Genomic DNA, 20,229 nt, shown 5'->3' on the forward strand with positions numbered 1-20,229 from the left:
GTCATTGCCTCCCGATACGGCGTTCATAGCGCCGGTAAATCGCAAGGTAGCTGTAAAGGATACCGCCAGCGATCAGGGCGATGGACACAACCGTTGCCATCCCCTGCAGCTGCAGCGTGTAATCCGCGTCGTTGAAATATCGCCAGGCAACCACCGGCAGCGTGTCAGGGAAGCCACCGCCAAGGATGAACGGTGCCTCGAACGCGCCGATGTTGAAAGCAAAGATGATGAGTGTCGATGAAATGATCCCCGGCAGGATCTGTGGCAGCGTTACCAAAAAGAAAATCTGCCGCTTGTTGGCCCCCAGGATCGCCGCGGCCTCTTCCGTCTCGCGCCCGACGCCCAGCAGAACGGCATAGATGGTCAGGGCAACAAACGGGGTTTGTTTCCAGACATAGACGGCGATAATGCCCCAGCCCATATGCGTCTTGAGGATCTGTGGAAACTGCGCCGGGTCGTCGATCAGACCCGCGAAAGCCATCAGCCGCGACAGCATTCCGCCGTTACCCAACATAATTACGGCCAGCGCAATCCCGACTGTGTAGGGGATCATCAGCGGTAGTTTATACAGGTATTTATACAGCGTTTTGGACGGAAAGGTCCGCACCAGCGCAAGCGCCAGCAAAATGCCTAGCACCAGCGAAAGAATGGTCGCCGCCACGGCATAATACAGCGTCAGCCAGAGAGATTGCCAAAAAGAAGCCTGGCTCCACAGCGCGCCGAAATAGGAAAAATCGGGAAAGGTGTTCACACCGAACCAGGGCGCAAAGCCCAGCGATTGCATCACGCCCAGCACAAGGGCGCCGCCAAACAGCACCGTCAGGACCAGCACAACCGGCAGCAATTGCAACAGCATCAGCCGTCGTTCCCGACGCAGCCTTGCAAGTTCGTTTGATGCGGAACCACCCATCGTCAAATCCTTGTTCGAGCCCCCGCAAGGCGCGGGGGCTCTGGTTGGGTGTCACTGGTTCAGGTTGGCAACCGCACGTTCCACGATCACATCAATCGAGTCCGTGCTTTTGCGTTCGATGTACTCCAGCCATGTGGCCTCGATCACATCAACCAGCGTTGCATTGGTGTCGGGCGCGGTGTTTGCGTCCAACTCCTGCTGCGTGATGCCGACAAACCCGGGTGAGGCTGCGGTCAGCTTAGCAACGTCGTCATCGGACAAACGCCAGGGGTCGATGCCAGGAGGCATACCAGCCACCTCAAGCTTGGACGCCTGAGCCTCGACCGAGGCCATGTAGTTGGCCATGACCAGCGCGGCGGCCGGGTTTGGCGCGTTCGCGGGGATGACAAGATAGTTCTTGTTCTTGATCATGTTGCCTTCGGGAAAGATAAACTGTTCCGCCCCCTCAGGGTAAGTACCGTCCCGCAAACCGATTGCGACGCCGTAAAGGCCGAATTGGCATGAGAAATCGATCTCGCCGTTCAGGAACAAGCCGTTCAGGGCCGACGGGTCTTCAGGATATCTTGCGCCGCTTCCTGACGCCCCCAACAACATTCCGTCCAGTTCCTTGAGGTATTCCATGCCCGGCGTGATCAGCCGCGCCAGCTCTGCGGCGCCCAGATCTTCAACCGAATTCTGGAACGGAACCGCACCATTGCCGTCCGGGTTATGCGCATAGATCGCGGCCTGAACGAAAGTGTTGCCGATGAAATGGGGCGGCTTCACATAGGCGAACTTGCCGGGATTTGCCTCAAGATACCCTTTGAGGTCCGCAAACGTGCTTGGGATGTCACCTTCCGCGACCCGCGTGGTATTGACCGAGCACACATATTGCTGGCCTGACCACGGCATCTCGGACGCGTTGGTTTCGACACCAAAGTCGCGTAGGTTCAGCAACGCGCGCGGGTCATCGGCATTCCACTCGATATTCGCGCTGTTTGGCAGCTTGTCCGCAAAGGCCCCGAACAGGGCGTTCTGGCGTTTGAGCGTGGCAAAGTTCTCCCCGTTCACCCAGATCGCATCAACGCTGCCTTGGCCCAGACCCTTGCCCGAGCCGAGTTCGGCCAGAACCAGGTCAACCGCGTCCTTGGTGCCAGTGATGCGAACCGGGTTGAGCTTGACGCCCTCGGCCTCAAGCCCCGGCGCGGCGAAACGATCCATCCAGATGTTGATCTGATCGCTGCCACCCCAATAGTAGAGGTTGATTTCACCCTCTTCCTTGGCGCGGGCCTGAATATCCTCCCAAGTCGCAGAGCCGGATGTCACGGCGTCACGGAACGCCTCGACATCTTGCGCATAGGATGCACTGGCTACCAACCCTCCAAGCAGGGATAACGTAAGAAGTGTTTTCTTCATGGTCTCCTCCTCTGATTTCTTTCCCTTAAATGCATTCCTGAATGACCCAGATCCGCTCGGGCGGGATGGTCAGCCAGACGTCTTGCCCTAAATCGATAATGCGGCGGGATTGTTCGGTGACCTGAACAGTCTCTTGGCCGCAGGTGACCCCGTAAGTGATATTGGCGCCAAAGAAATCTCGGGTCGCGATCGTGCCCCGAAAGACGTTTTGCATATCCGTTGGTTCATCCAGATGCAGGTCGATCGCCTCGCTGCGTAACATGACTGTGCTAGTGCCATTCTGCGATGGGGCTTCAAAGCTCAGCACGGCAAAATCCAGCGTTGCGGTCTTGTCCTTGATCTGCGCGGCAAAGACGTTTGTGGCCCCCATGAAATCAGCAACCTCAACGCTTTTGGGGTGCTTGTACAAGGCATCCGGCTCGTCAAATTGGGCCAGATTGCCATCGAAGATCACGGCAACCCGGTCGGCAAGTTCCATGGCCTCGATTTGATCATGGGTCACAAAAATTGTCGTTATTCCCAGCCGCTGCTGCAGGTTCCGAATAAAGCGACGCATTTCGCCACGCAGCTTGGTGTCGAGATTTGCCAACGGTTCGTCCATCATCAGGACCGACGGGTTGGTAATCAACGTACGCGCGATGGCCACGCGCTGCATCTGCCCGCCCGACAGCTGCGCCGGAAATCGATGGCGGAATTGCTGAAGTTGCACGACGTCCAGAATTTGCTCCAACCGGTCTTCGGCCTCGGCCTTGTCGGTTCCGCGCACCTTGAGCCCGAACAGAATGTTCTTTTCCACGGACATATGAGGAAACAGGGCGTAGCGCTGGAAAACCATGCCGACATTGCGGTTTTGCACCGGCACTTCGGAGACATCCTTGCCGTCAAAGCATATTTGCCCAGCGGTCGGGATTTCCAACCCTGCAATCATCCGCAGCGTCGTGGTTTTACCGCAGCCAGACGGGCCCAGCAGAGCCACCAGCTCGCCGGACGAGATATCGAGATCGATATGGGAAATGGCGGTGAAACTGCCATAGTCCTTGCGGACACCTTTGAGGTGAACGGCCGTCAAACGTCAGCTCCTTGCGGCAGGCCGTCATGGGACGGAATTATCGGCAGCGCGGTCATGCCGCACCATTGGGCGAATTCCTCGAAAACGGCGCGGTGACGACCGAGGATAAGGATGAAGTGATGTTCGAGCCCGTGTTCCAGAACCGTGGTCACCACGTCGCGGGCTGACCAGGTGCCCTTTGCGTCAGAAAAATCACCGATCCAGCCGCGGCACCCGGTAAAGCCCGGTGCGGGGCCTTCGGCCACTGCGCCTTCCAGCGCAAAACGCGCCGTACCGTGGCGCGAAACGCGCAGGATCGTGCACTCGCCATAGGCAAACTCGTAATCCGCGATGGCACCGTGAATTGGCCCGGCCTCGGTGCCGCGCCCGATCATCGGGTGGTTGATCCACGCAACCCCTTTGTCCGCCATGTAAAGCGGCCCACCACCACCATGCCACATCAGGATCTGGTCGCGGTCGAAATCGGGTGAGGTCATGTCCAGCAAACAACCCACCCGACCAGTCAAGGACTTGACCACCAGCTGGGTGACGGCACCCAGAACATCGCCCTCCGACGCGATGGGTAGCGCATCATTTTCCTCAAGCCAGCTGAAGGTCGCACCGGGATGCATTCCGGGATGATCCTGCAAGGCGGGCCAGTCGGACACGGTAAGCGCATCATAGCCGCCCTCTGCTGCGATTTGCCGTAAGGCCAACACCGCCCGGGCGGTCAGGGTCATCTGATCATCCGAAACCCCGCGCACTTCGGCAGCTTTGGTCATGGCTGACAACTCTGCGGCCACATCCCCGTCGGATTGCGTAGCCATCAGATCTGTCATGCGGTGGATATCCACATGTTCGGTCCAGACGCCAAGCTGGCGGAGCAATGTGTCGGATGAAACCTCCATATTGTAGAAGGTCATGGCCAATCCGCCGACAACGCCGATGCGCACACCATCTAAAGCCTTGCGCGCACTCAACGCGCGGATGGTTTGACCCATACGCAGTTCCAGATGTTCTTCGTCGGGAGCGCCCAGATACCATTGCACCGGGAATTTACGCGTGTCCCGCACACCGCGCAGGATCGACATCGACATGTTCAGCGATACAAAATTGTTAAGCTGTATGTCCTCGGTCAGCGTGGGTTCGGGCGTGGCCCAGACCCCCATGGGCAGGTTTTCCCGCGCCACTTCCCGCACCACGTCACCCATAGTGAAGCCCCCGTGCAAAAGCAGCAGGAAATCCGCGCCTTTCGCGCGCAACTCATCCACCGCCTTGCGGGCTTCGACCCCGTTCATAGGGATGGTTTCGGCCACCACCACCGAGGTACCGTAAGAGGCGGAAAATTTCCTAAGCCAATCAGAGCAAGCCTCGAACACGCCGTGCTTGACGGGGAAGTAGCTTGGCAATGAGGCGTTTATCAGACCGATTGTCAGCGACATGCGTATCGCCCTTCCACTATGCGGTCTGGCGCGGGGCAGCCCCGGCCAGATCAAAACTGATGGGTCCCTGACGGAACACCTGATCAAAGAAAACCGGGGCCCCGTCGGCGTCAAAGGCAGTACAGGCCTGTGACAGAATCGGGGTACCGGCGGGTATGTTCAGCAACTCGGCAATTGCCGGTTCGGCAAGCAGGCTGTCCAACGTTTCGCACGCACTGGTCCAGGCCAGATCAAAAACCTGCTGCAATATTCTGAGAATGGACTGGCTCTGCCCGGTTTCCGGGAAATGATCGGCCGAGATATGCGGCACCAGCCGACTGGGTATCCATGTCTGGGTCAGCATTCCTGGCACGTCATCGATTGTACGCAGCCGTTCAACCAGAGCCAGCGGCTCATTGAAGAATTCTCTGACGGCAGGCGGCACGGTGTCGGCCTGGACCTCAAGGCGCAGCAGCCGCGCGCCGGGCACACGGCCTTCGCGCAGAACCTTGTCGGTGAACGATACAAGGCAGGTCGAGGTTGGCGGCGACAACGTCGCGACGTTGTATCCGCTGCCCTGGCGCGACGTGAGGTATCCGTCACGAACCAGAATTTCCAACGCCTTGCGGATGGTGACCCGACTGACGCCAAAGGCGTTAGACAGCTCGCTTTCGGTGGGCAGCCGCATGCCGATGGCATATTGTCCGGTTTGAAGCCGGTTCAGGATCTCATCGTGGACCTGCTTGTATTTCACAACGTCCATCATGCCAGCGCGTCCTTCAGTGCATCCAGACGTTCACGGCCGGTTGACCGCATCCATCGGGCCATCGCGGCAGGGCCTTCTGCGCCAAAAATGGCGATTGCATCGCTCCAGATTGCGCGCCCGCACATAAAGCCCTTGGCATTTACGCCCGCCTTGCGTGACAAGGTCAGCGCGTCGCGGAATTGCTCAAATGTGACCCCTGCGCTGAGGTATAAAAGCGGGATATCACCCGCCGCTGCGGCGGCTTCGCGGAAGGCTGCCATGGCTTCGGCTTGGGACATGGTGGAGCCGATTTTCGCGATGTTGATTGGGATTTCGACCTTCAGGACATCGATATTGAATTCCGGTGCGGCAAATGTTCGGATGGCCGATCCGACGAGCCTTGGTTTGGCAATCGCATATTCGGCAGAGCCGCTGTCGGGTATGTCGCGATCATAAACGAGCGGTTCGTACAGAAAGGTCACCCCGTGTTCGCGACACTCAGCCCCGATCTGCGCCACCAGATCCTGCTTGCGCTGGTTCAGGTCTGCCGGATCGTTTGGTCCGTAGTAGAGAAAAAACTTCAATATCTCAGCACCCAGAGTGGGATATTCAGCAACGCTCAGGTTATCCGGCAATTTGGTCATCCGGTCATCATCCGAGATGTGATACACGTCCGCCTCATAGGCCAGCATCTTGACGCAGTTCGCGTCAAAAGAGGGCAATAACTCTCGGCCCAGCGAGGCATCGACCAGCATCGTTGTGGCAAACGGGCTGAGCGTTTCAACGGTGATGCGTTTGAAGTCCAATAAATCATCAGGACGTGCGTCAGCACCGCGGGCCTCGTGCAGGGCAGCCTCGAGCCCACTGCCCTGATCAACGGCGACACCAAAAACAGGACCATCGAAGATACTCATGTGGCCTCCATCCTGATCTGCGGGAAAAATGGCGTGTCGGAGGGCGCCAGCCAATACCGCAACATCTCGTCCGTGGGTTCCAGGAAGGAAATCGAGAATCCGCCCATTTCCTGGGTTGTGACATAGCTGCCGATCATCGGCGCAATCACGCGAATGCCGTGTTCGGCCAGCGCGGTGCGGGTTTCCTCCCATACGGTCAGCTGTTCCATCAAGGTGGTGCCGCCCATTCCGTTGACGATCACGCAGACCTGCACGTCCTTTTGCATGGGGCGGTCGGCCAGCAGAGCGTCAACCATCTGCCGGACCAGATTGCGCACAGGGCCGGTTTTGACGCGCCCGACCCCGGGTTCGCCATGAACGCCCATGCCCAGGAAAATCTCGTCCTCGGGCAATTGGAACATAGGTTTCCCCGTCAGGGGCGACACGGGCGGCGTGATCGCCGCAGCCAGCGTCACAAGCCGGTCGCGCACGGCTTTGCCAAGGGCCATCAACGCTTCGAGCGGTTGGCCGTCTTCGGCCGCGGCGCCCAGAATTTTGTAGATGAACATCGTTCCCGGGGCGCCGCGCCGGTCCTGTTTGCGCTCGGGCGGTGCTGCGGAAATGTCGTCATACATCGGTAAGGGCAGGCTGCGGATGCCCAAATCCTCGGCCATCATGGTGGCGGCGCGCCCGTTGATCATGTCGCCGGAATGCTGCGAGATCAGCAGGATTGAACCCGCTTTTCCGGTCACTTCGGAAATCCCATCCAGGATCAGATCCGCAGACGGTGCAGCAAAAACATCGCCCACGACATTGGCATCCAGCAACCCAGCCCCGACAAAACCCATGGCAATCGGTTCATGACCCGAGCCGTTGCCGATCAGCAGTGTAACCTTTTCATCGGCATTCTTGCGATCTACCGGTCCACGAATGATCACGCGCGGATCGCTCTGGCCGCGCTGCACCTGGGGAAAGGCGCTGACAAAGCCGTCCAGCATATCGTCGACCATCGTCTCAGGGCTGTTGAACAATTTTTTCATGCCGACACCTCTGCAAGGGTCTCCAGAAAAATCACAACCGAGGCCGCACCGGGATCCATATGCCCGCGCCCAGCGTTTTCGACATATTGCGCACGGCCCCTGCGGGCGGACATATCCACAGTGGCATCACGTCCCACTGTCGCGGCAGAGATCATTGCCGCCACTCCGCTGCCTTGCGCGGCAAGTGCCGGGGACAGAGCGTCGACCATGCTTTTGTCACCGGGGGCCACGTCTCCCAAGTCACAAATCCGGTCGCATGCCCGCGCCAGGTTCAGGGGGGCGCCCGTGTCCAGATGTGCCTCGATCTCAAGCAGGATCAGGCCGAATAGTGTGCCCGATGCCCCGCCCGAGGCCCGCATGAAAGCTTTGGCGCGTTTGCCATCCGCTACCATCGCTGCCTTTGTCAGACCGCGCAGCATGGTCGTGCCGTGATCGCCGTCCCCGATGGCCGCATCCAGCGCGTTGAGATGGTCGGCTTCACGGGCATAACGGGCCTGGAGCAGCTGAAAGAAACGGTCAGCTGACATCGCCAAAGACCTTTTTCAGATAGGCCAGTGTGTTCACCGCGGCGCGGGTCGGGTCGGGCTCGATATCACGCCAGATGTTGAGATCGCGGCTTGACGCATGTCCGGCCATCACGAACATTTCGGCAACGATACAGCCCTTGTACCCGATGTCTTTCAACGCCTGCGCATCAGCGGGAAAATCATAGCGGCCCGACCCCGGCTGGCCCCGGTCATTGTCCGACACATGATAGTGCACCAGCGTGTCGCCGGCCGCGCGGATGGCGGCGGGTGGGTCTTTCTCCTCGATATTCATGTGGAAACTGTCGAGCAGTACGCCGATGTGATCCGATCCTGTCGCGCGGGCTATGGCGCAGGTCTCTGCCGCGGTCGAGGTCAGGTCGCTTTCGAACCGGTTGAGCGCCTCGATTCCGAGGAAAACACCCTCGGCTTGCAGAACCGGGGCAACACGCGCCAGAGTTTCCGCTGACCGGGCCGCGCGGGCGGGTTTGTTGGCGGGATCGAAAACGCCCCAAGGTGCGGCAACCACACCAGCAAGGCTTTGGGAGCCCAATCGCGCCGTCGTTCGGATCGCATCGGTCAGGACGGTAACCGCGTTGTCACGGACATCCGGGTCTTCCGAGGTCGGGTCCGCATCCGTCCCGAGGCCCGTGGAACACGTCACGGTCAACCCGCAGTCATCGGCCTTTGCCCGGATCGTGTCGGCACGATCAAGGCCCACACCAAGCAGCGACAGTTCGACAATGTCGTAGCCGATTTGCGCAACAGTTTCGAAGATCGGGTCCGGATCGTCGGTCCAGGCCTTCATCCACAGTCCCGAATGGATACCGAACTTCACGCCAACTCCTCCCCCAGTGTTGCAGTCACATTAGTAGTAACAAATTGATCATGTCAACAGATCGCTAGCCGTGGTCTGTTGCAGCCAGTCGTGTGATCAGCAGCAGGCTGAGAAACAAAAAACCGATGCACGCCAGAAGGGTCAGCCGCATATCGCCAGTCTGGTCGAACAGCCAGCCCGCGCTCCATGGCCCCAGCAGGCCGGCAACGCCCCACCCGGTGAAAACCCAGCCAAATGCACCCGAAAACGCCGAGGCTGGAACCCGTGCGGACACCAACAAAGGAATTTGTGCGGCGATCTGGCCATAGGACAGGGCCACCAGAAAAATCAGCACCGTCATCAGCATCTCTGAAACGCCAGGCACCAGCAAAGCCGACAAAGCCGCCATTGACAGCAGCACCGCACCGACAAAGCCGTGCAGCGGCCCAAAGCGGGTTGCAACACCGGCGGCCGAAAGACGCCCCAGCGTATTGCCCGTTGCAACACCGAAAACCGCCATTCCAGCACCCTGTGCGCCAGATGGCAGCAGTTTTGGGGCAAGGCCCAGAACAATCAGACCGGCGCAGGAACTGGTGGCGAAGATAGCCCAAAGCATAAGGATCACGCGGTTTGGTTTGATGACTCCTGACTGCGCGGTTGTGCGGATCGTATTGGCGCTGAACGCGGGTTTTGTCAGTGACGAAACTGCAGCGACAGGAACCATGCACCCCAACACAGGCAGCAACGCGTTTAGCGACCAGCCCAGCCCGGTCAGCCAGACATTCATGGGGCCAAAGACAACGCCGCCCAATCCGAACGAGGCGACGCTGACGGGAACAAGGAGCTTTGGCAGTCGCGAAGCTGCCGCAATGGCAAGTGCATGATTGTAGAGCGCCCCCGCGGCAAACCCAAAGCCGATGCCATAGCCCAGCACAAACGCCTCAAAAGCTTGCGCCTGCACCGACAGCGTCAGGCTTGCAGCCGCCAAGCCTGCGATAGCAGGCAAGTGCGCGCGCGTTGGCAGGTTGGCCAACAGGGCCGGGCCGATCAGAACACCAAACGTAAAGCTGACCAGCGCAAACGAGAACACCATGGATGCCGACGCGTTGCCGACGTCAAACGCGCTTTGAACGGCGGGCAACAGGCCGGACCAGCCATAAAGACTGCCGCCGCCAAAACATCCCAAAACCGGCAGGGCCTGGCTAAGCCAATGGACATTCCGAGTCGTCAACGCGCGGCCCTTTCAACAATTTGCTATTACAGACTTGTATGAACAAATTTACTGAGTCAATCTTCCACCAGGGAGGATCACCTATTGGTTCTGGTCATCGGTGCAGCATTGACGCCCTTCAACCGGCGGCGCGACGGGTCGGGCTTTCGCGATTGGGCCGCGCAGGCGTTCAGTGATGCACTGGAGATGGCCGCGCTGGAGCCAGGCGATATTGACGCACTGATCGTTTCTTCGGAAAGCGATTTTTTCACGCTCCAACTCAACCCGGCATCTGTTCTTATACAGGACCTTGGCCTATGCGGCGCGGCGACGCTGCGGGTTGAGGGCGGTGGAGGCTCGGGTCAATACGCGGTTCACGCGGGTGTGGAACGCATCCTGTCCGGACGGGCGCAGAGGGTCGCTGTTTTGGGCGTGGATCCATCAGCCAGTGCGTTGAGCGGCGACAGCATTCGGGAGCTTTATGGTTATTCTTTCGATTTCTGGACCGATGGCCTTTCGGGCGTCACTGCCACAGGCCTCTATGCCTTGTCCTGGCAGGCCTTTGCGGCCGAATATGGTGCTGCAGGGGCCGATCTGGACCGCGTCGCTACAAAGAACCGTCTGAACGCCTGTGAAAATCCCGGTGCGCATTTGCCTCGAAAACACACGGCGGACGAGTTTGAAAGTTCAGCGGTGATAGCATCGCCGTACAAACGCCTGCATTGCTCGCCTCTCAGTGACGGAGCGGCGGTGCTGATCCTGTCTGCGCCCGAAGCAGCACCTGCCGCGCGGCAAACCCGTACGCCATCGATCATCGGGATCGGGGCCGCATCCGATTTGCCCGGTCTGGGCCATCGCAAATCTCCGGGTCGGTTCGAGGCCAAATCGCTTGCGGCAAACCGTGCGTTTCAAATGGCGGGCATCGGTGCCTCGGATATTGATCTAGCAGAGGTTTATGACGCCTATGCAGGCGCTGAGTTGCAAGCGATTGCGGCGCTTGGCCTGTCTGGGAACCCGATCGCGGATCTGTGGGATGGCCGGTTTGATGCGGAGGGAGCGTGCCCGATTAACCTTTCCGGCGGGCTGCTAGGGCAAGGTGCGCCTGTGGGGGCAACCGGGGTCGGACAAGCCGCCACATGTGCACTGATGTTGGAGGGCCGATATCATAAGGGGCTGCAACCAGAGCGTCCGCCGGGCCATGCCTTGGCCGACACGCATGGCGGCGTCGGCACAATTTGCGCCGTGACCGTGCTGCAGGCAGGGGGGCAGGCATGAAACATCAGGTGTCGCTTGAGTATTCCCTGGCCGAAGGATGGCTTGCCCCGTGGGTCGACGGGATGCGGCAGGGCAAAGCCGTCGCATCGCATTGCAAAGCATGCGGCGTTGCGCAATTCCCACCCCTGCGGGTCTGCCCTGATTGCCGAACGCCGTCGGATGGCTGGGTCACTTTGTCGGGGCGGGCTGTGATCCAATGGCGGACCTCGGGCACGGATGGTGATTTTGCCATGGTCAGATTTGAGGGCGCACATCGCGCAACCGTGCTGCGAAGCGCGGAACTGCCACCCGATGCGACGCAGGGGCGTTTGCGCGCGTGCCCCGAGGGCCCGCCTATCCTGCAGCTTGAACCGGAGCCGGACATATGAGCGACTATTTGCAATCCCTGGACCCGGGTCAGTTGGCTGCCCTTCATCTGGCACCAATCAAGGACGGCGGACACAAGATCACCTGGCCTGCGGATTACAACATCTATCGCGCGACAGTCGGCCGGTTTCTGGGACCCAATGACAGGGACCAGGCTGCGATCATCTACGAAGCGCCCGACGGCATCACCTTAAGGATAAGCTTTGCCGAGGTGGACGTCGCGGCCACGGGTCTTGCCGCCGCTCTGCGCGCGCTTGGCTATGGTAAGGGCGACCCGGTGGCATTGCACACGGGCCAACATCCCGACACGGCGATCGGTCACATGGCGATTGCCAAAATCGGTGCGATCGCGGTCACGCTGTCGCAGCTTTACGGGCCTGACACACTGGCCCATGCGTTGAATGACTGTCAGGCCCGGGTGATCCTGACCAGCCGATCCGCATGGGAGCCTTTGCGCGATGAGGCCTTTCCGCATCTGGCCCATGTGCTGATGCGTGATCCGGGCCCAAGCGACATCGATCTGGATGCAGCAATGCGTAATGTGCCCGACGCTTTTGAACCAGAGTTCGGCGGCGCGGATGATCCCGCGCTGCTGATGTACACCTCAGGTTCGACCGGCAAGCCCAAGGGGATCATGCACGGGCATCGGGTTCTTGCCGCCTATACACCGTCGATCAACCTGTTCTTCAACCTGTCGCTGGACGACCCTGATGCCGTGTTCTGGTCGCCATCCGATTGGGCCTGGGTCGGTGGCCTTCTGGATATGCTGTTTCCCGCCTGGATGGCCGGGCGTCCCGTCGCCACGTCATTGGAACGGTTTACGGCGGACTATGCCTATGGCTTCATGGCTCGCCACAAGGTCACGCATACCTTTCTGGCCCCGACCGCGATCAAACGGCTGGCGCAGCATCCGGCCCCAAGGGACGACTTTGATCTGGCCCTGCGCGTGATCTGCACCGGGGGCGAGGCACTGGCGTCTGAAACCCTTACATGGGCGGAAACGCGGCTGGGTGTGGTCTGTAACGAGTTCTACGGCATGACCGAGGTCAACCATCTGATTGGAAATTGCGCCGCGCTTTTTGCGCGCAAGCCGGGATCGATGGGCCGGGCCTATCCCGGCCATCAGGTCCTGCTGGTGGATGGCGACGGGCAGGAGGTTGCCGATGGCGAACCGGGTGAAGTTGTGACGCCTCTGGGTTCACCAACCCAGTTCCTTGGCTACTTCAACAACACGGAAAAGACCCAAGAGATGAAACTGGGATCTTACTGGCGCACTCATGACCTCGCCGTGCGCGATGCGGAAGGGTATTTCTGGTACAAGGGACGATCCGACGATTTGATCAAGTCTTCGGGCTTTCGGATCGGACCTGCGGAAATCGAGGAATGCCTTCTTTCGCATCCCGGCGTGGCAGAGGTTGCTGTGATTGCCAAACCAGACGCGGACCGAGGGTCGATTGTCAAAGCGGTGGTTAAGCCCCGTGTATATGTAACGGCGGATGAGGCGTTGGCGGATGCGTTGAAGAAGCACGTGAAAACCCGCCTTGCGGGCTACAAAGCGCCCCGCGAGGTCGAATTCGTCAGCGAGTTCAAGATGACGTCTTCTGGCAAGATTAGCCGCCGCGCTTTGCGCGAGGCTGAAGAGGCGCGGAGGAATCCCACTAGCCCTCAGTCGGAATAGCAGGCGCTGGTCACCTCTATTTCAGGCCTCTACGTGCGACCTCCAAGGCAAGCTGCAAAGCTGCGTCAAAAGTGGCGGTGTTTGCATGCTTAAGTTCTGCCTGACTGTGATCTGGCAGCGGGTCCAGAAAGGTGCGACCGTCCGACAGCAGATCCCATGTGCAAAGAAGGGCCAAACTGGCGCAACCGTACCGTGCCGCGACGGCTGCTACGGCGCTGGCTTCCATATCCACCGTTTGCAACCCCTCATGCGCCCAGCCGGAACAGATCTCTTCGCTTTGTGCAAAGAGACTGGGCCAGGTTACGTGGCGTGTGCTCAGGACATTGCAATTTGCCTCTCGCAAAATCGCATCAGCCCGTGTGCACCAGTCCGCATCGAACTCGACCTCGTCGCCTGCGCCGTAATATTGCGAAACTCCATCGCGCGCCTTCGCGTGGCGCGGGACAGTTACAGCACCCGCTGGAATTCCAGGCGTCATAACACCGCAGGTACCGATCTGGATGATCAAGGAGGTGCCAAGCTGCGCAAAAATCTGGCTTGGTTCGACAGCCCGAGCGGCACCGTACGCACAGCAATAAGCTACTCGCGCGCCCCCAAAAGTACCCGTGAATATATCGGGAAAAGGCAACTCTTCAACGTCATTGAGCCGCCCCAGCCGGTTCTCACATGCTTGCGCCCGCCACCATGTCCCTTCAAGGATCAATACATGCGGAACATTACCAAGTGAACGTCCCAGCGCATTTTCCCAAACTGACCTATCAAAATCCAAAATCGCCAAAAAACGGATACCCCGCCTTAAAAGTTATCCAGCGTTACCGGTAGAGCTTTACCGTCACAACAGATATCCGATTTTAGCGAAGATCTGGCCAGAAGCTCAAGTAGATGGTCCACGCAAAAGCGACCATACTTCCTTACCTCATGACAGTGCTAGCTTAAGATTATTATTTATTTGCACCCGTTTGGTATCATTGGTCGAGCTTCCAAACGTACTCTGGGCTTAAAATACCCTGTGTGAACTCGGCTTTTTCTATGATGCTGATTAAGCTATCTTTCAGTGTATTGCGGGTTAGCGGCGCATGGCGGCTATGCGTGCTGCGACTGCAGAATTTCCATGCCGTGCTGAATGTCGGCTAAAGGCCGACCGAAGTTCTTGATCAAATCTCGAAAACAAAGGTCTACGTTGCCAGGCGTTCTTGCTTCCAAACGTTTTCCCGAAAGGAACTTGTACCAGACGAAAGCAATCTATGAGTTGCCAAAAGGTTTGCGACGCAATCCCTTCGATCATGTATTATGATTACTCTAGACCGACCGGTGCGTATCGCAGAGTTTTGTAGGAGCGATTTGTTTTGAGTACTACCAACAATGATCGCTGGTGGCTTCTGAGTGCGATGGGCGCAATCCTTGGAGTCATATTGTTGGACGAAACAGCGGTTGGCGTCGCGCTTCCAACAATACGCGAAGAACTAAGGCTTTCAGAGATATCTGCACATTGGGTGGTCAATATTTATCTTCTGACATTGGCTTGTTTGGCGGCCGCAACGGGTCGAATAGGGGACATAGTCGGAATTCGGGTTCTTCTGACCGCAGGACTCTTCGTTTTCGGAGTGGCATCAGTTGCTTCAGGATTTGCTTCAAACGGGCTTACGCTGCTTATAGCGCGCGGTATTCAGGGCGTTGGCGCCGCCGCAATTTTCCCATTGTCTCTGACGTTGATAGCCTTGTCATTTGATGGCGCTGAGCGCGGCAAAGCTCTGGGTATCTACGGTGCGATCGGTACATGTTTCTTGGCTGCCGGACCATTGGTCGGCGGTGCACTGACTTCTGGTCTCTCCTGGCGGTGGATCTTTTGGATCAATCCCGTGGTCGTCACTTGCGTCGCTTTTGTTGTCTGGCGGTTTTGGCGCGATCCTCCAAGACACATCAAAGAGCGTTTCGATTTGACAGGTATGGTGCTGTTGGTGTTCGGGCTCTCGCTTTTGGTCTATGGAATAATGCAGGGACCTGACGTTGGTTGGCAAAAAGGCAACGTACTCGCCTCCCTGGTCATTGGCGTTCTTGCGCTTGCGGTTTTCGTATTTGCTGAGAACCGGCGAAAGGACCCGCTTGTCGCGGTCGCTCTCTTTAGAAATCCGACCTTCACGGCCTCCAACCTGATCGTCGGAGTCGCCCAATATGCCAAGATTGCAACCTTCGTATTTGGGTCGATGTACCTGCAAACGGTCGAGGGCTGGGGGCCGTTCTGGGCCGGGATGGCTTTGCTGCCCGCTGTCGTTCCAACAACCTTCGTTGCGCCAATTGCCGGCAAACTTTCTGATGAGCGCGGAACCCGTTGGCCTGCACTTGTCGGATTGGTGCTCATCACCATTGGTCTCAGCCTAGTTGGGGCGGGAATGATGATCAAAACAACGGCCATTGTATTTATTGGCTTTACTTTGTTCGGCGTTGCCGTCTCGCTGATGTTTGTTCCGTCTCAGCGCGCTGTCACGATGTCGGTCACTCCCCAAATGCAGGGACAGGCGGGCGGGATTGTGCTTACAAGCCAATTGATTGGGGGAACCGTCGGCATGGCGTTGTGCAGCACTATACTAGCGATGACGTCGTCACATGCAGCGGTATTTTGGCTGGCTACCTTCGTGTCTCTGATGGTTCTCATCTACTCCTACTTCGCGATTGATACGCGGGAGCCGGGGCACTAGGCTGCTCAATCTGAGTTGCAAATGAGCTGCATAAAAGCCGCATGAGTTGCTTCACACAAAGGGCTCTTTTTCGAATTTCGCGACTAGCAAGCTGTCTGCCGACTGCATGGCTCCATTCGTCCAGCCCTGGGATACCGACCACGCTTCATTGCAAATGTGAACGCCTGGGACCGGCTCTTGCATGTAGGCGATGATGTCTTTTGGGTTCGCCCCAATTCCCCACAAATGATAGGCAGCGCCCCAAGGTTCGCGGCCCCAATTCTGGTAGGTTGCCGCGACGGGTTCGGGCAAGTCGTCACTCAGATTGTGGGACTTGCGGACTTGGCTCCAAACTTCTTTCACAAGTCGGTCGGAAGCTGGCAGAAGCTTGCGCATTGATGGGGCGATAGGGTCTCCGTCGGGTCCGGTCGCCTGTTCTATCCAGTCAAGCGCACCAAAAGTCGACCCTTCGGATAGAGCCTCCCAATACTCGATCATTTCTCCGTCATGGTAGCTCGCCATCAACAAAGCGTGGCCTGACATATCGTCTACGCCCCAGCGATAAATCTGCCGTGCCGGTAGGTCTGTTATGACGCGACCAACAGACAGGTTTCGGGGCGTCCACCAATCCTGATCAAATGCGAGATGCACTTTGGCTAATGGCACCTTGTGAACACTATTCACTGCGCGTGCAAAACGGGCATTGCCTGAGAACAACTGGGTGTTGATCAGTGTGGGAAAAGCACTCGGAGGAATCGCCAGGATCACACGCGCAGCCGACACTATTGTCTGTCCGGTATCTGTCTGGAAGATCAGATCAAAGCCTGAATCCGGTCGACGCCTGAGATCGATCAGTTTGTGTTTTAGATGAACCTTCCCACCGTTCAACATGCAGGCTGTGGCAACCGCTTTGGGGATTTGTTCAAGACCACCATCCAGTTTGAGGTATTTGGTTTTGTAAGCAAAATCACGTTCGAACCAACTGATCGCGGTTTTGCTGTCCCAATTGGATAAGGGAGAGTTATAGCCCAGCACATCGCGCATGAAATTATAGGTCTCGCGGCTTCGCTGTTGAAGCAAGAGCTCCCACAACCCGGAGTCTCTCAAAGACAGAGCGCCTTCTGCAACCATCTTATTTAGATCGTTAATCACGTGCGTCAGAAGGTCATCTCCACCTGCGATGACCGCTCGTTCCCGTTCATTCAACCTGTAAGGAAGGCCCGTGGCTTCAGAAAGTTCCGAGAAATGCTGACCACGAAGGTAATAGCCCGTGATCGGGTACGCAAAATCCTGCAATTTCTCGCGCCCAACCATTTCATCGACGACTTTGATCGCGTGTTTGTCGGTGTGGCGCAACCGCATTCCGCCGATTTCGGCAGTCTGGGTTTCTAGGTTCGGGAAATGTAGAGAAAGAAGGCGCCCTCCGACCCTGTCCGTCGCTTCAAAAACACCCACGCGTGATCCGTGCGTCTCGCTTAACCGCATCGAACAAAACAGTCCGGCCACGCCTCCGCCCACGATTGCGACGTCCAGATCGGTTGTTCCCGTCTGCGCACGAAGTGCAGGAGACGCCAGCGTAAACGCTCCGGCAGCTCCAACTTGGCTTAGAAAAATTCGACGTGTCGGCATTGCGTCTTCTCAGGTTGATTAAAGGCAAAGAACTGTAAGTTCGCGGTTCGGAAACGCTCAGTTTAATGATTTAATTTTGGCCAGATTGCTGATTCTAGCAACCGGCTTGTCACCCGGCAGGGCCGTCATTGATAGCTAACTTAGTGCTGCCTGTGGTCAACAGATTGAAAAACCGCAAGTGCTCTTGCTGCTGCATGGAAGCGCTAAGTTCATTCGCAACAGACCCGTGCTAGATTGAGACCATCTGAATTTGGGGGGAACCACATGCCGAAGGTCGAGCTGAATGGAGCAACAATCCACTTCGAAGACACAGGAGGTGATGGCGAACCGATCATATTCTCCCACGGCTTATTGTTCAGCGGGGCCATGTTCGAGAGTCAGGTTAAACACTTTAGAAATGGTTTCGCTGCATCACGCGTGATCACAGGGGGCAAGGACAAAGCGGTGTGACCGGTCATGGCTATGACATTGACACACTGACCGCAGATACCGCGGCTCTTATTAAGAGACTTAACACCGTACCCTGTCATTTTGTGGGCCTGAGCATGGGCGGATTTGTTGGAATGAGGTTGGCGGCCGAGGAGCCAGGCCTATTGAAATCGCTTACACTGCTTGAGACCAGCGCTGACCCGGAAGATCCCCAAAATGCCCCGAAGTATCGTATGCTCAACTTTGTGGCGCGCTGGATCGGACTGTGGGCCGTGATAGGAAGGGTTATGCCGATCCTGTTCGGAAACACGTTCCTACATGATCCAGCACGAATGAACGAAAAGGAGAGATGGTCCAGAGCCATTGTGAGCAATGATCGGATCGGGATTACGCGCGCGGTCAAAGGGGTGATTGAACGCAAAGACTGTATGGATCTTCTTGACAAGATCACGATTCCCGTTGGCGTAGGAGTTGGGGACGAAGACGTTGCTACGATTCCAGAGAAGGCTGAACGCATACACCGTGCTATCGAGACCTCAGAGTTGGCCATTTTCAAAGGTGCGGGTCATTCTTCATCGATCGAAACGCCGAAACAGGTATCTGACCTGATCGAGCGCACAACTCAGCGCTCAGGCGATAAAGAAAATAAATTTGTCTAAAGCGTTGAGCGAGAGAAAAGGTCCGGCCAGTTCTGCAGTCTGCACCTAGGACGTGATATCAATATGGTCGGCGTAGCGCATGGTTGGTTCGGTGAGGTTAAACTTCAAAGGCTGGCAAATCCGCGAGCTTCCGCTAATGGCGGGACAGATTCGTCTAAAACGCTTTTTTGCAGTTTTTGCGTCCTGTATTTTGTGACGTTTTTCTGCAGCAATGCCGCTCGGTAGCAATTCGAAGATTTTTTTCCGCACTTGAGATATTGGTCACTAACGAAACCAAACGGGTGCAGCGAATAGCGGCTATCCGGGCTGCGACCGAAGCAATACCACCCGATGGCCAATGTCCGCATTGGCCGACCACAACTGAGCGAAGTGGGGCAGTCAAAGAGACGCCTCGATCGCGCCACCGTCAGTATAAAACCCTCTTTGACCAATGCTGCAAGTTGGGGGAACCTCTGCCAATACGGACCATTTCTTCGGGTCGTCGAGGACGATTGAAGTACCGCACGAGCGCGCGGTACTTGGTTTCGACACATTGTGACAATTACGCTGCTGAAAAGGCCCGAACGCTGCCTCGCGGTTCAAAGACATGTAGGAAAGTATCGGGATGAGGGCGAATGCGGTAGTTGTCCGTCTGATCACCGAAGATCACATTGCCGTCTTCATCAAGTGCAATAACAGTCGCTTTGACAGTATCGATGGGGTAGCCCGGCATACCGGAAGGAGCGCCACCAAAGTCCTCAATACCCAAGATCTTAGCTGCGGCCAGATCGTTGTCTTGGAAAATCTCGAAATGCGTAGGCAGGTCCAAGTCCTTGGCGAGCTTCGTAGAATTCTTGATACCCTGATTTGAGATGAACTTAATCTTCACACCTGTCTTCGCCAGTTGATCAGCCTTTGCTTTAACCTCTTTGAGCTGGTTCATGCAGAATGGCCACCAATAGGCTCGGAAGAACACCAGCAGCGTCTTTTACCCCGCGTAGGTCGCGGATGTCGTGTTGGTATCATCCAAACGTTGCAGCGGCAGTTCGGGCAGCGCTTCACCTTTAACGATGGCGGCGCTTGGCTTGCGGCCATAGTTCGAAAAGATGTGGATGTACCATTGCATGGTGATGGCACCGTAGAGCGCCAGACGTGCGACCAATTTAGGCGGTGGTTGTTGCTGCCAGACTGTCGAGAACAGGAAACAGGTCCGCAGGTTCTGGACGGCGGGTGTAATCGGGGTTCACTTCCGCATAAACAATGGCCAGCCAACGGTACTGCTAACCCAGACCAAGGATGAAAGAGCGTGCAGGCCCACCGCGGAAATCGCCATTTTCCTGACGGAGCTTGTATAGCTGTGCCAGCGAGCATTCGACCAAGCTGGTTGCCATTTGATTAGCGGTTGCTTTGTCCGCATCTGGGGATTTGCAAAGTCTAGTTTGAAATGTCCGGTTTGGGCTGCGAGCAGTCAATCATGCTCATCGCAGAAAATGGCAGCGCCGGGCCCAATTTAACCTATGCTGCGCGATGCCCCAA

General features: G+C 57.3%; 21 protein-coding genes. 6 read left to right on the plus strand and 15 right to left on the minus strand.

Translation table 11 applies throughout. The annotated features are described in order from the left end of the window. Position 1: 1 nt before the first annotated feature. The 10 genes from ACR0B3_RS08710 to ACR0B3_RS08755 form a co-directional block, all read right to left on the minus strand. The gene (locus ACR0B3_RS08710) at positions 2 to 910 is read right to left on the minus strand and encodes an ABC transporter permease (RefSeq protein WP_480808709.1); all 909 of its coding nucleotides are present in this window, start codon (positions 908 to 910) and stop codon (positions 2 to 4) included. Positions 911 to 961: 51 nt separating this feature from the next. Continuing rightward, positions 962 to 2,305, minus strand: a complete 1,344-nt coding sequence (locus ACR0B3_RS08715) for an ABC transporter substrate-binding protein (RefSeq protein WP_480808710.1) — start codon at positions 2,303 to 2,305, stop codon at positions 962 to 964. A gap of 25 nt (positions 2,306 to 2,330) precedes the next feature. Continuing rightward, positions 2,331 to 3,374: an ABC transporter ATP-binding protein gene (locus tag ACR0B3_RS08720; RefSeq protein WP_480808711.1), complete on the minus strand. Its 1,044-nt coding sequence runs from the start codon at positions 3,372 to 3,374 to the stop codon at positions 2,331 to 2,333. Then, positions 3,371 to 4,795, minus strand: a complete 1,425-nt coding sequence (locus ACR0B3_RS08725) for an L-fucose/L-arabinose isomerase family protein (RefSeq protein WP_480808712.1) — start codon at positions 4,793 to 4,795, stop codon at positions 3,371 to 3,373. The genes ACR0B3_RS08720 and ACR0B3_RS08725 overlap by 4 nt, the downstream gene beginning before the upstream one ends. Before the next feature lie 16 nt (positions 4,796 to 4,811). Then, a complete protein-coding gene (locus ACR0B3_RS08730; protein ID WP_480808713.1) occupies positions 4,812 to 5,540 on the minus strand; it encodes a GntR family transcriptional regulator in 729 nt (242 codons plus the stop codon). After that, complete coding sequence (locus ACR0B3_RS08735) at positions 5,537 to 6,433, minus strand: tagatose 1,6-diphosphate aldolase (RefSeq protein ID WP_480808714.1); 897 nt, start codon at positions 6,431 to 6,433, stop codon at positions 5,537 to 5,539. The genes ACR0B3_RS08730 and ACR0B3_RS08735 overlap by 4 nt, the downstream gene beginning before the upstream one ends. Then, complete coding sequence (locus ACR0B3_RS08740; protein WP_480808715.1) at positions 6,430 to 7,452, minus strand: dihydroxyacetone kinase subunit DhaK; 1,023 nt, start codon at positions 7,450 to 7,452, stop codon at positions 6,430 to 6,432. The genes ACR0B3_RS08735 and ACR0B3_RS08740 overlap by 4 nt, the downstream gene beginning before the upstream one ends. Continuing rightward, a complete protein-coding gene (locus ACR0B3_RS08745; protein ID WP_480808716.1) occupies positions 7,449 to 7,979 on the minus strand; it encodes a DAK2 domain-containing protein in 531 nt (176 codons plus the stop codon). The genes ACR0B3_RS08740 and ACR0B3_RS08745 overlap by 4 nt, the downstream gene beginning before the upstream one ends. Further along, complete coding sequence (locus tag ACR0B3_RS08750; RefSeq protein ID WP_480808717.1) at positions 7,969 to 8,814, minus strand: sugar phosphate isomerase/epimerase family protein; 846 nt, start codon at positions 8,812 to 8,814, stop codon at positions 7,969 to 7,971. The genes ACR0B3_RS08745 and ACR0B3_RS08750 overlap by 11 nt, the downstream gene beginning before the upstream one ends. Before the next feature lie 64 nt (positions 8,815 to 8,878). Next, positions 8,879 to 10,024, minus strand: coding sequence for an MFS transporter (locus ACR0B3_RS08755; RefSeq protein ID WP_480808718.1), 1,146 nt, complete (start codon positions 10,022 to 10,024; stop codon positions 8,879 to 8,881). A gap of 84 nt (positions 10,025 to 10,108) precedes the next feature. Between ACR0B3_RS08755 and ACR0B3_RS08760 the strand changes: the two genes are divergently transcribed. From ACR0B3_RS08760 to ACR0B3_RS08770, 3 genes are read left to right on the plus strand one after another with little or no spacing between them, the layout of a single operon-like run. Then, positions 10,109 to 11,278 (plus strand): thiolase family protein, encoded by a 1,170-nt coding sequence (locus ACR0B3_RS08760; RefSeq protein ID WP_480808719.1) that lies wholly within the window; start codon positions 10,109 to 10,111, stop codon positions 11,276 to 11,278. Continuing rightward, positions 11,275 to 11,646, plus strand: coding sequence for a Zn-ribbon domain-containing OB-fold protein (locus tag ACR0B3_RS08765; RefSeq protein WP_480808720.1), 372 nt, complete (start codon positions 11,275 to 11,277; stop codon positions 11,644 to 11,646). Before ACR0B3_RS08760 ends, ACR0B3_RS08765 begins: the two co-directional genes overlap by 4 nt. After that, entirely contained in the window at positions 11,643 to 13,322 is a 1,680-nt protein-coding gene (locus tag ACR0B3_RS08770; protein WP_480808721.1) for an acetate--CoA ligase, read from the plus strand. The genes ACR0B3_RS08765 and ACR0B3_RS08770 overlap by 4 nt, the downstream gene beginning before the upstream one ends. Positions 13,323 to 13,338: 16 nt before the next feature. On the opposite strand, the gene ACR0B3_RS08775 is transcribed toward ACR0B3_RS08770, so the two are convergent. After that, positions 13,339 to 14,100, minus strand: coding sequence for a phosphorylase family protein (locus tag ACR0B3_RS08775; RefSeq protein ID WP_480808722.1), 762 nt, complete (start codon positions 14,098 to 14,100; stop codon positions 13,339 to 13,341). Between the two features lie 568 nt (positions 14,101 to 14,668). On the opposite strand from ACR0B3_RS08775, the gene ACR0B3_RS08780 reads away from it, so the two are divergent. Then, positions 14,669 to 16,018 (plus strand): MFS transporter, encoded by a 1,350-nt coding sequence (locus tag ACR0B3_RS08780; protein WP_480808723.1) that lies wholly within the window; start codon positions 14,669 to 14,671, stop codon positions 16,016 to 16,018. 51 nt (positions 16,019 to 16,069) lie between these two features. Here the strand turns inward: ACR0B3_RS08780 and ACR0B3_RS08785 are convergent, their stop codons facing one another. Then, positions 16,070 to 17,626, minus strand: coding sequence for a flavin monoamine oxidase family protein (locus tag ACR0B3_RS08785; protein ID WP_480808724.1), 1,557 nt, complete (start codon positions 17,624 to 17,626; stop codon positions 16,070 to 16,072). A 264-nt stretch (positions 17,627 to 17,890) separates the two neighbouring features. Here ACR0B3_RS08785 and ACR0B3_RS08790 point away from each other — a divergent pair, with 264 nt between their 5' ends. Beyond that, a complete protein-coding gene (locus ACR0B3_RS08790; RefSeq protein WP_480808725.1) occupies positions 17,891 to 18,076 on the plus strand; it encodes an alpha/beta fold hydrolase in 186 nt (61 codons plus the stop codon). Further along, positions 18,073 to 18,714, plus strand: a complete 642-nt coding sequence (locus ACR0B3_RS08795) for an alpha/beta fold hydrolase (RefSeq protein ID WP_480808726.1) — start codon at positions 18,073 to 18,075, stop codon at positions 18,712 to 18,714. The genes ACR0B3_RS08790 and ACR0B3_RS08795 overlap by 4 nt, the downstream gene beginning before the upstream one ends. A 541-nt stretch (positions 18,715 to 19,255) precedes the next feature. Here ACR0B3_RS08795 and ACR0B3_RS08800 read toward each other — a convergent pair. The 3 genes from ACR0B3_RS08800 to ACR0B3_RS08810 form a co-directional block, all read right to left on the minus strand. Further along, the gene (locus ACR0B3_RS08800; protein WP_480808727.1) at positions 19,256 to 19,669 is read right to left on the minus strand and encodes a peroxiredoxin family protein; all 414 of its coding nucleotides are present in this window, start codon (positions 19,667 to 19,669) and stop codon (positions 19,256 to 19,258) included. A 12-nt stretch (positions 19,670 to 19,681) separates the two neighbouring features. Then, entirely contained in the window at positions 19,682 to 19,819 is a 138-nt protein-coding gene (locus tag ACR0B3_RS08805) for a hypothetical protein (RefSeq protein WP_480808728.1), read from the minus strand. A 154-nt stretch (positions 19,820 to 19,973) separates the two neighbouring features. Continuing rightward, positions 19,974 to 20,084 carry an alanine:cation symporter family protein gene (locus ACR0B3_RS08810; RefSeq protein ID WP_480808729.1) on the minus strand — a complete coding sequence of 37 codons (111 nt, stop codon included), beginning with the start codon at positions 20,082 to 20,084 and terminating at the stop codon, positions 19,974 to 19,976. Positions 20,085 to 20,229: the final 145 nt, after the last annotated feature.

This window comes from Ruegeria sp. CE9 (assembly GCF_056537425.1).

What these genes read in the sequence shown, in the direction of transcription:
- ACR0B3_RS08765 (WP_480808720.1), top strand. Translation starts at nt 11,275, where the DNA reads ATGAAACATCAGGTGTCGCTTGAGTATTCCCTGGCCGAAGGATGGCTT.
- ACR0B3_RS08790 (WP_480808725.1), top strand. Translation starts at nt 17,891, where the DNA reads ATGCCGAAGGTCGAGCTGAATGGAGCAACAATCCACTTCGAAGACACA.
- ACR0B3_RS08810 (WP_480808729.1), bottom strand. Translation starts at nt 20,084, where the DNA reads ATGGCAACCAGCTTGGTCGAATGCTCGCTGGCACAGCTATACAAGCTC.
- ACR0B3_RS08715 (WP_480808710.1), bottom strand. Translation starts at nt 2,305, where the DNA reads ATGAAGAAAACACTTCTTACGTTATCCCTGCTTGGAGGGTTGGTAGCC.
- ACR0B3_RS08740 (WP_480808715.1), bottom strand. Translation starts at nt 7,452, where the DNA reads ATGAAAAAATTGTTCAACAGCCCTGAGACGATGGTCGACGATATGCTG.
- ACR0B3_RS08770 (WP_480808721.1), top strand. Translation starts at nt 11,643, where the DNA reads ATGAGCGACTATTTGCAATCCCTGGACCCGGGTCAGTTGGCTGCCCTT.
- ACR0B3_RS08725 (WP_480808712.1), bottom strand. Translation starts at nt 4,795, where the DNA reads ATGTCGCTGACAATCGGTCTGATAAACGCCTCATTGCCAAGCTACTTC.
- ACR0B3_RS08735 (WP_480808714.1), bottom strand. Translation starts at nt 6,433, where the DNA reads ATGAGTATCTTCGATGGTCCTGTTTTTGGTGTCGCCGTTGATCAGGGC.
- ACR0B3_RS08710 (WP_480808709.1), bottom strand. Translation starts at nt 910, where the DNA reads ATGGGTGGTTCCGCATCAAACGAACTTGCAAGGCTGCGTCGGGAACGA.
- ACR0B3_RS08745 (WP_480808716.1), bottom strand. Translation starts at nt 7,979, where the DNA reads ATGTCAGCTGACCGTTTCTTTCAGCTGCTCCAGGCCCGTTATGCCCGT.
- ACR0B3_RS08730 (WP_480808713.1), bottom strand. Translation starts at nt 5,540, where the DNA reads ATGATGGACGTTGTGAAATACAAGCAGGTCCACGATGAGATCCTGAAC.
- ACR0B3_RS08785 (WP_480808724.1), bottom strand. Translation starts at nt 17,626, where the DNA reads ATGCCGACACGTCGAATTTTTCTAAGCCAAGTTGGAGCTGCCGGAGCG.
- ACR0B3_RS08805 (WP_480808728.1), bottom strand. Translation starts at nt 19,819, where the DNA reads ATGCAATGGTACATCCACATCTTTTCGAACTATGGCCGCAAGCCAAGC.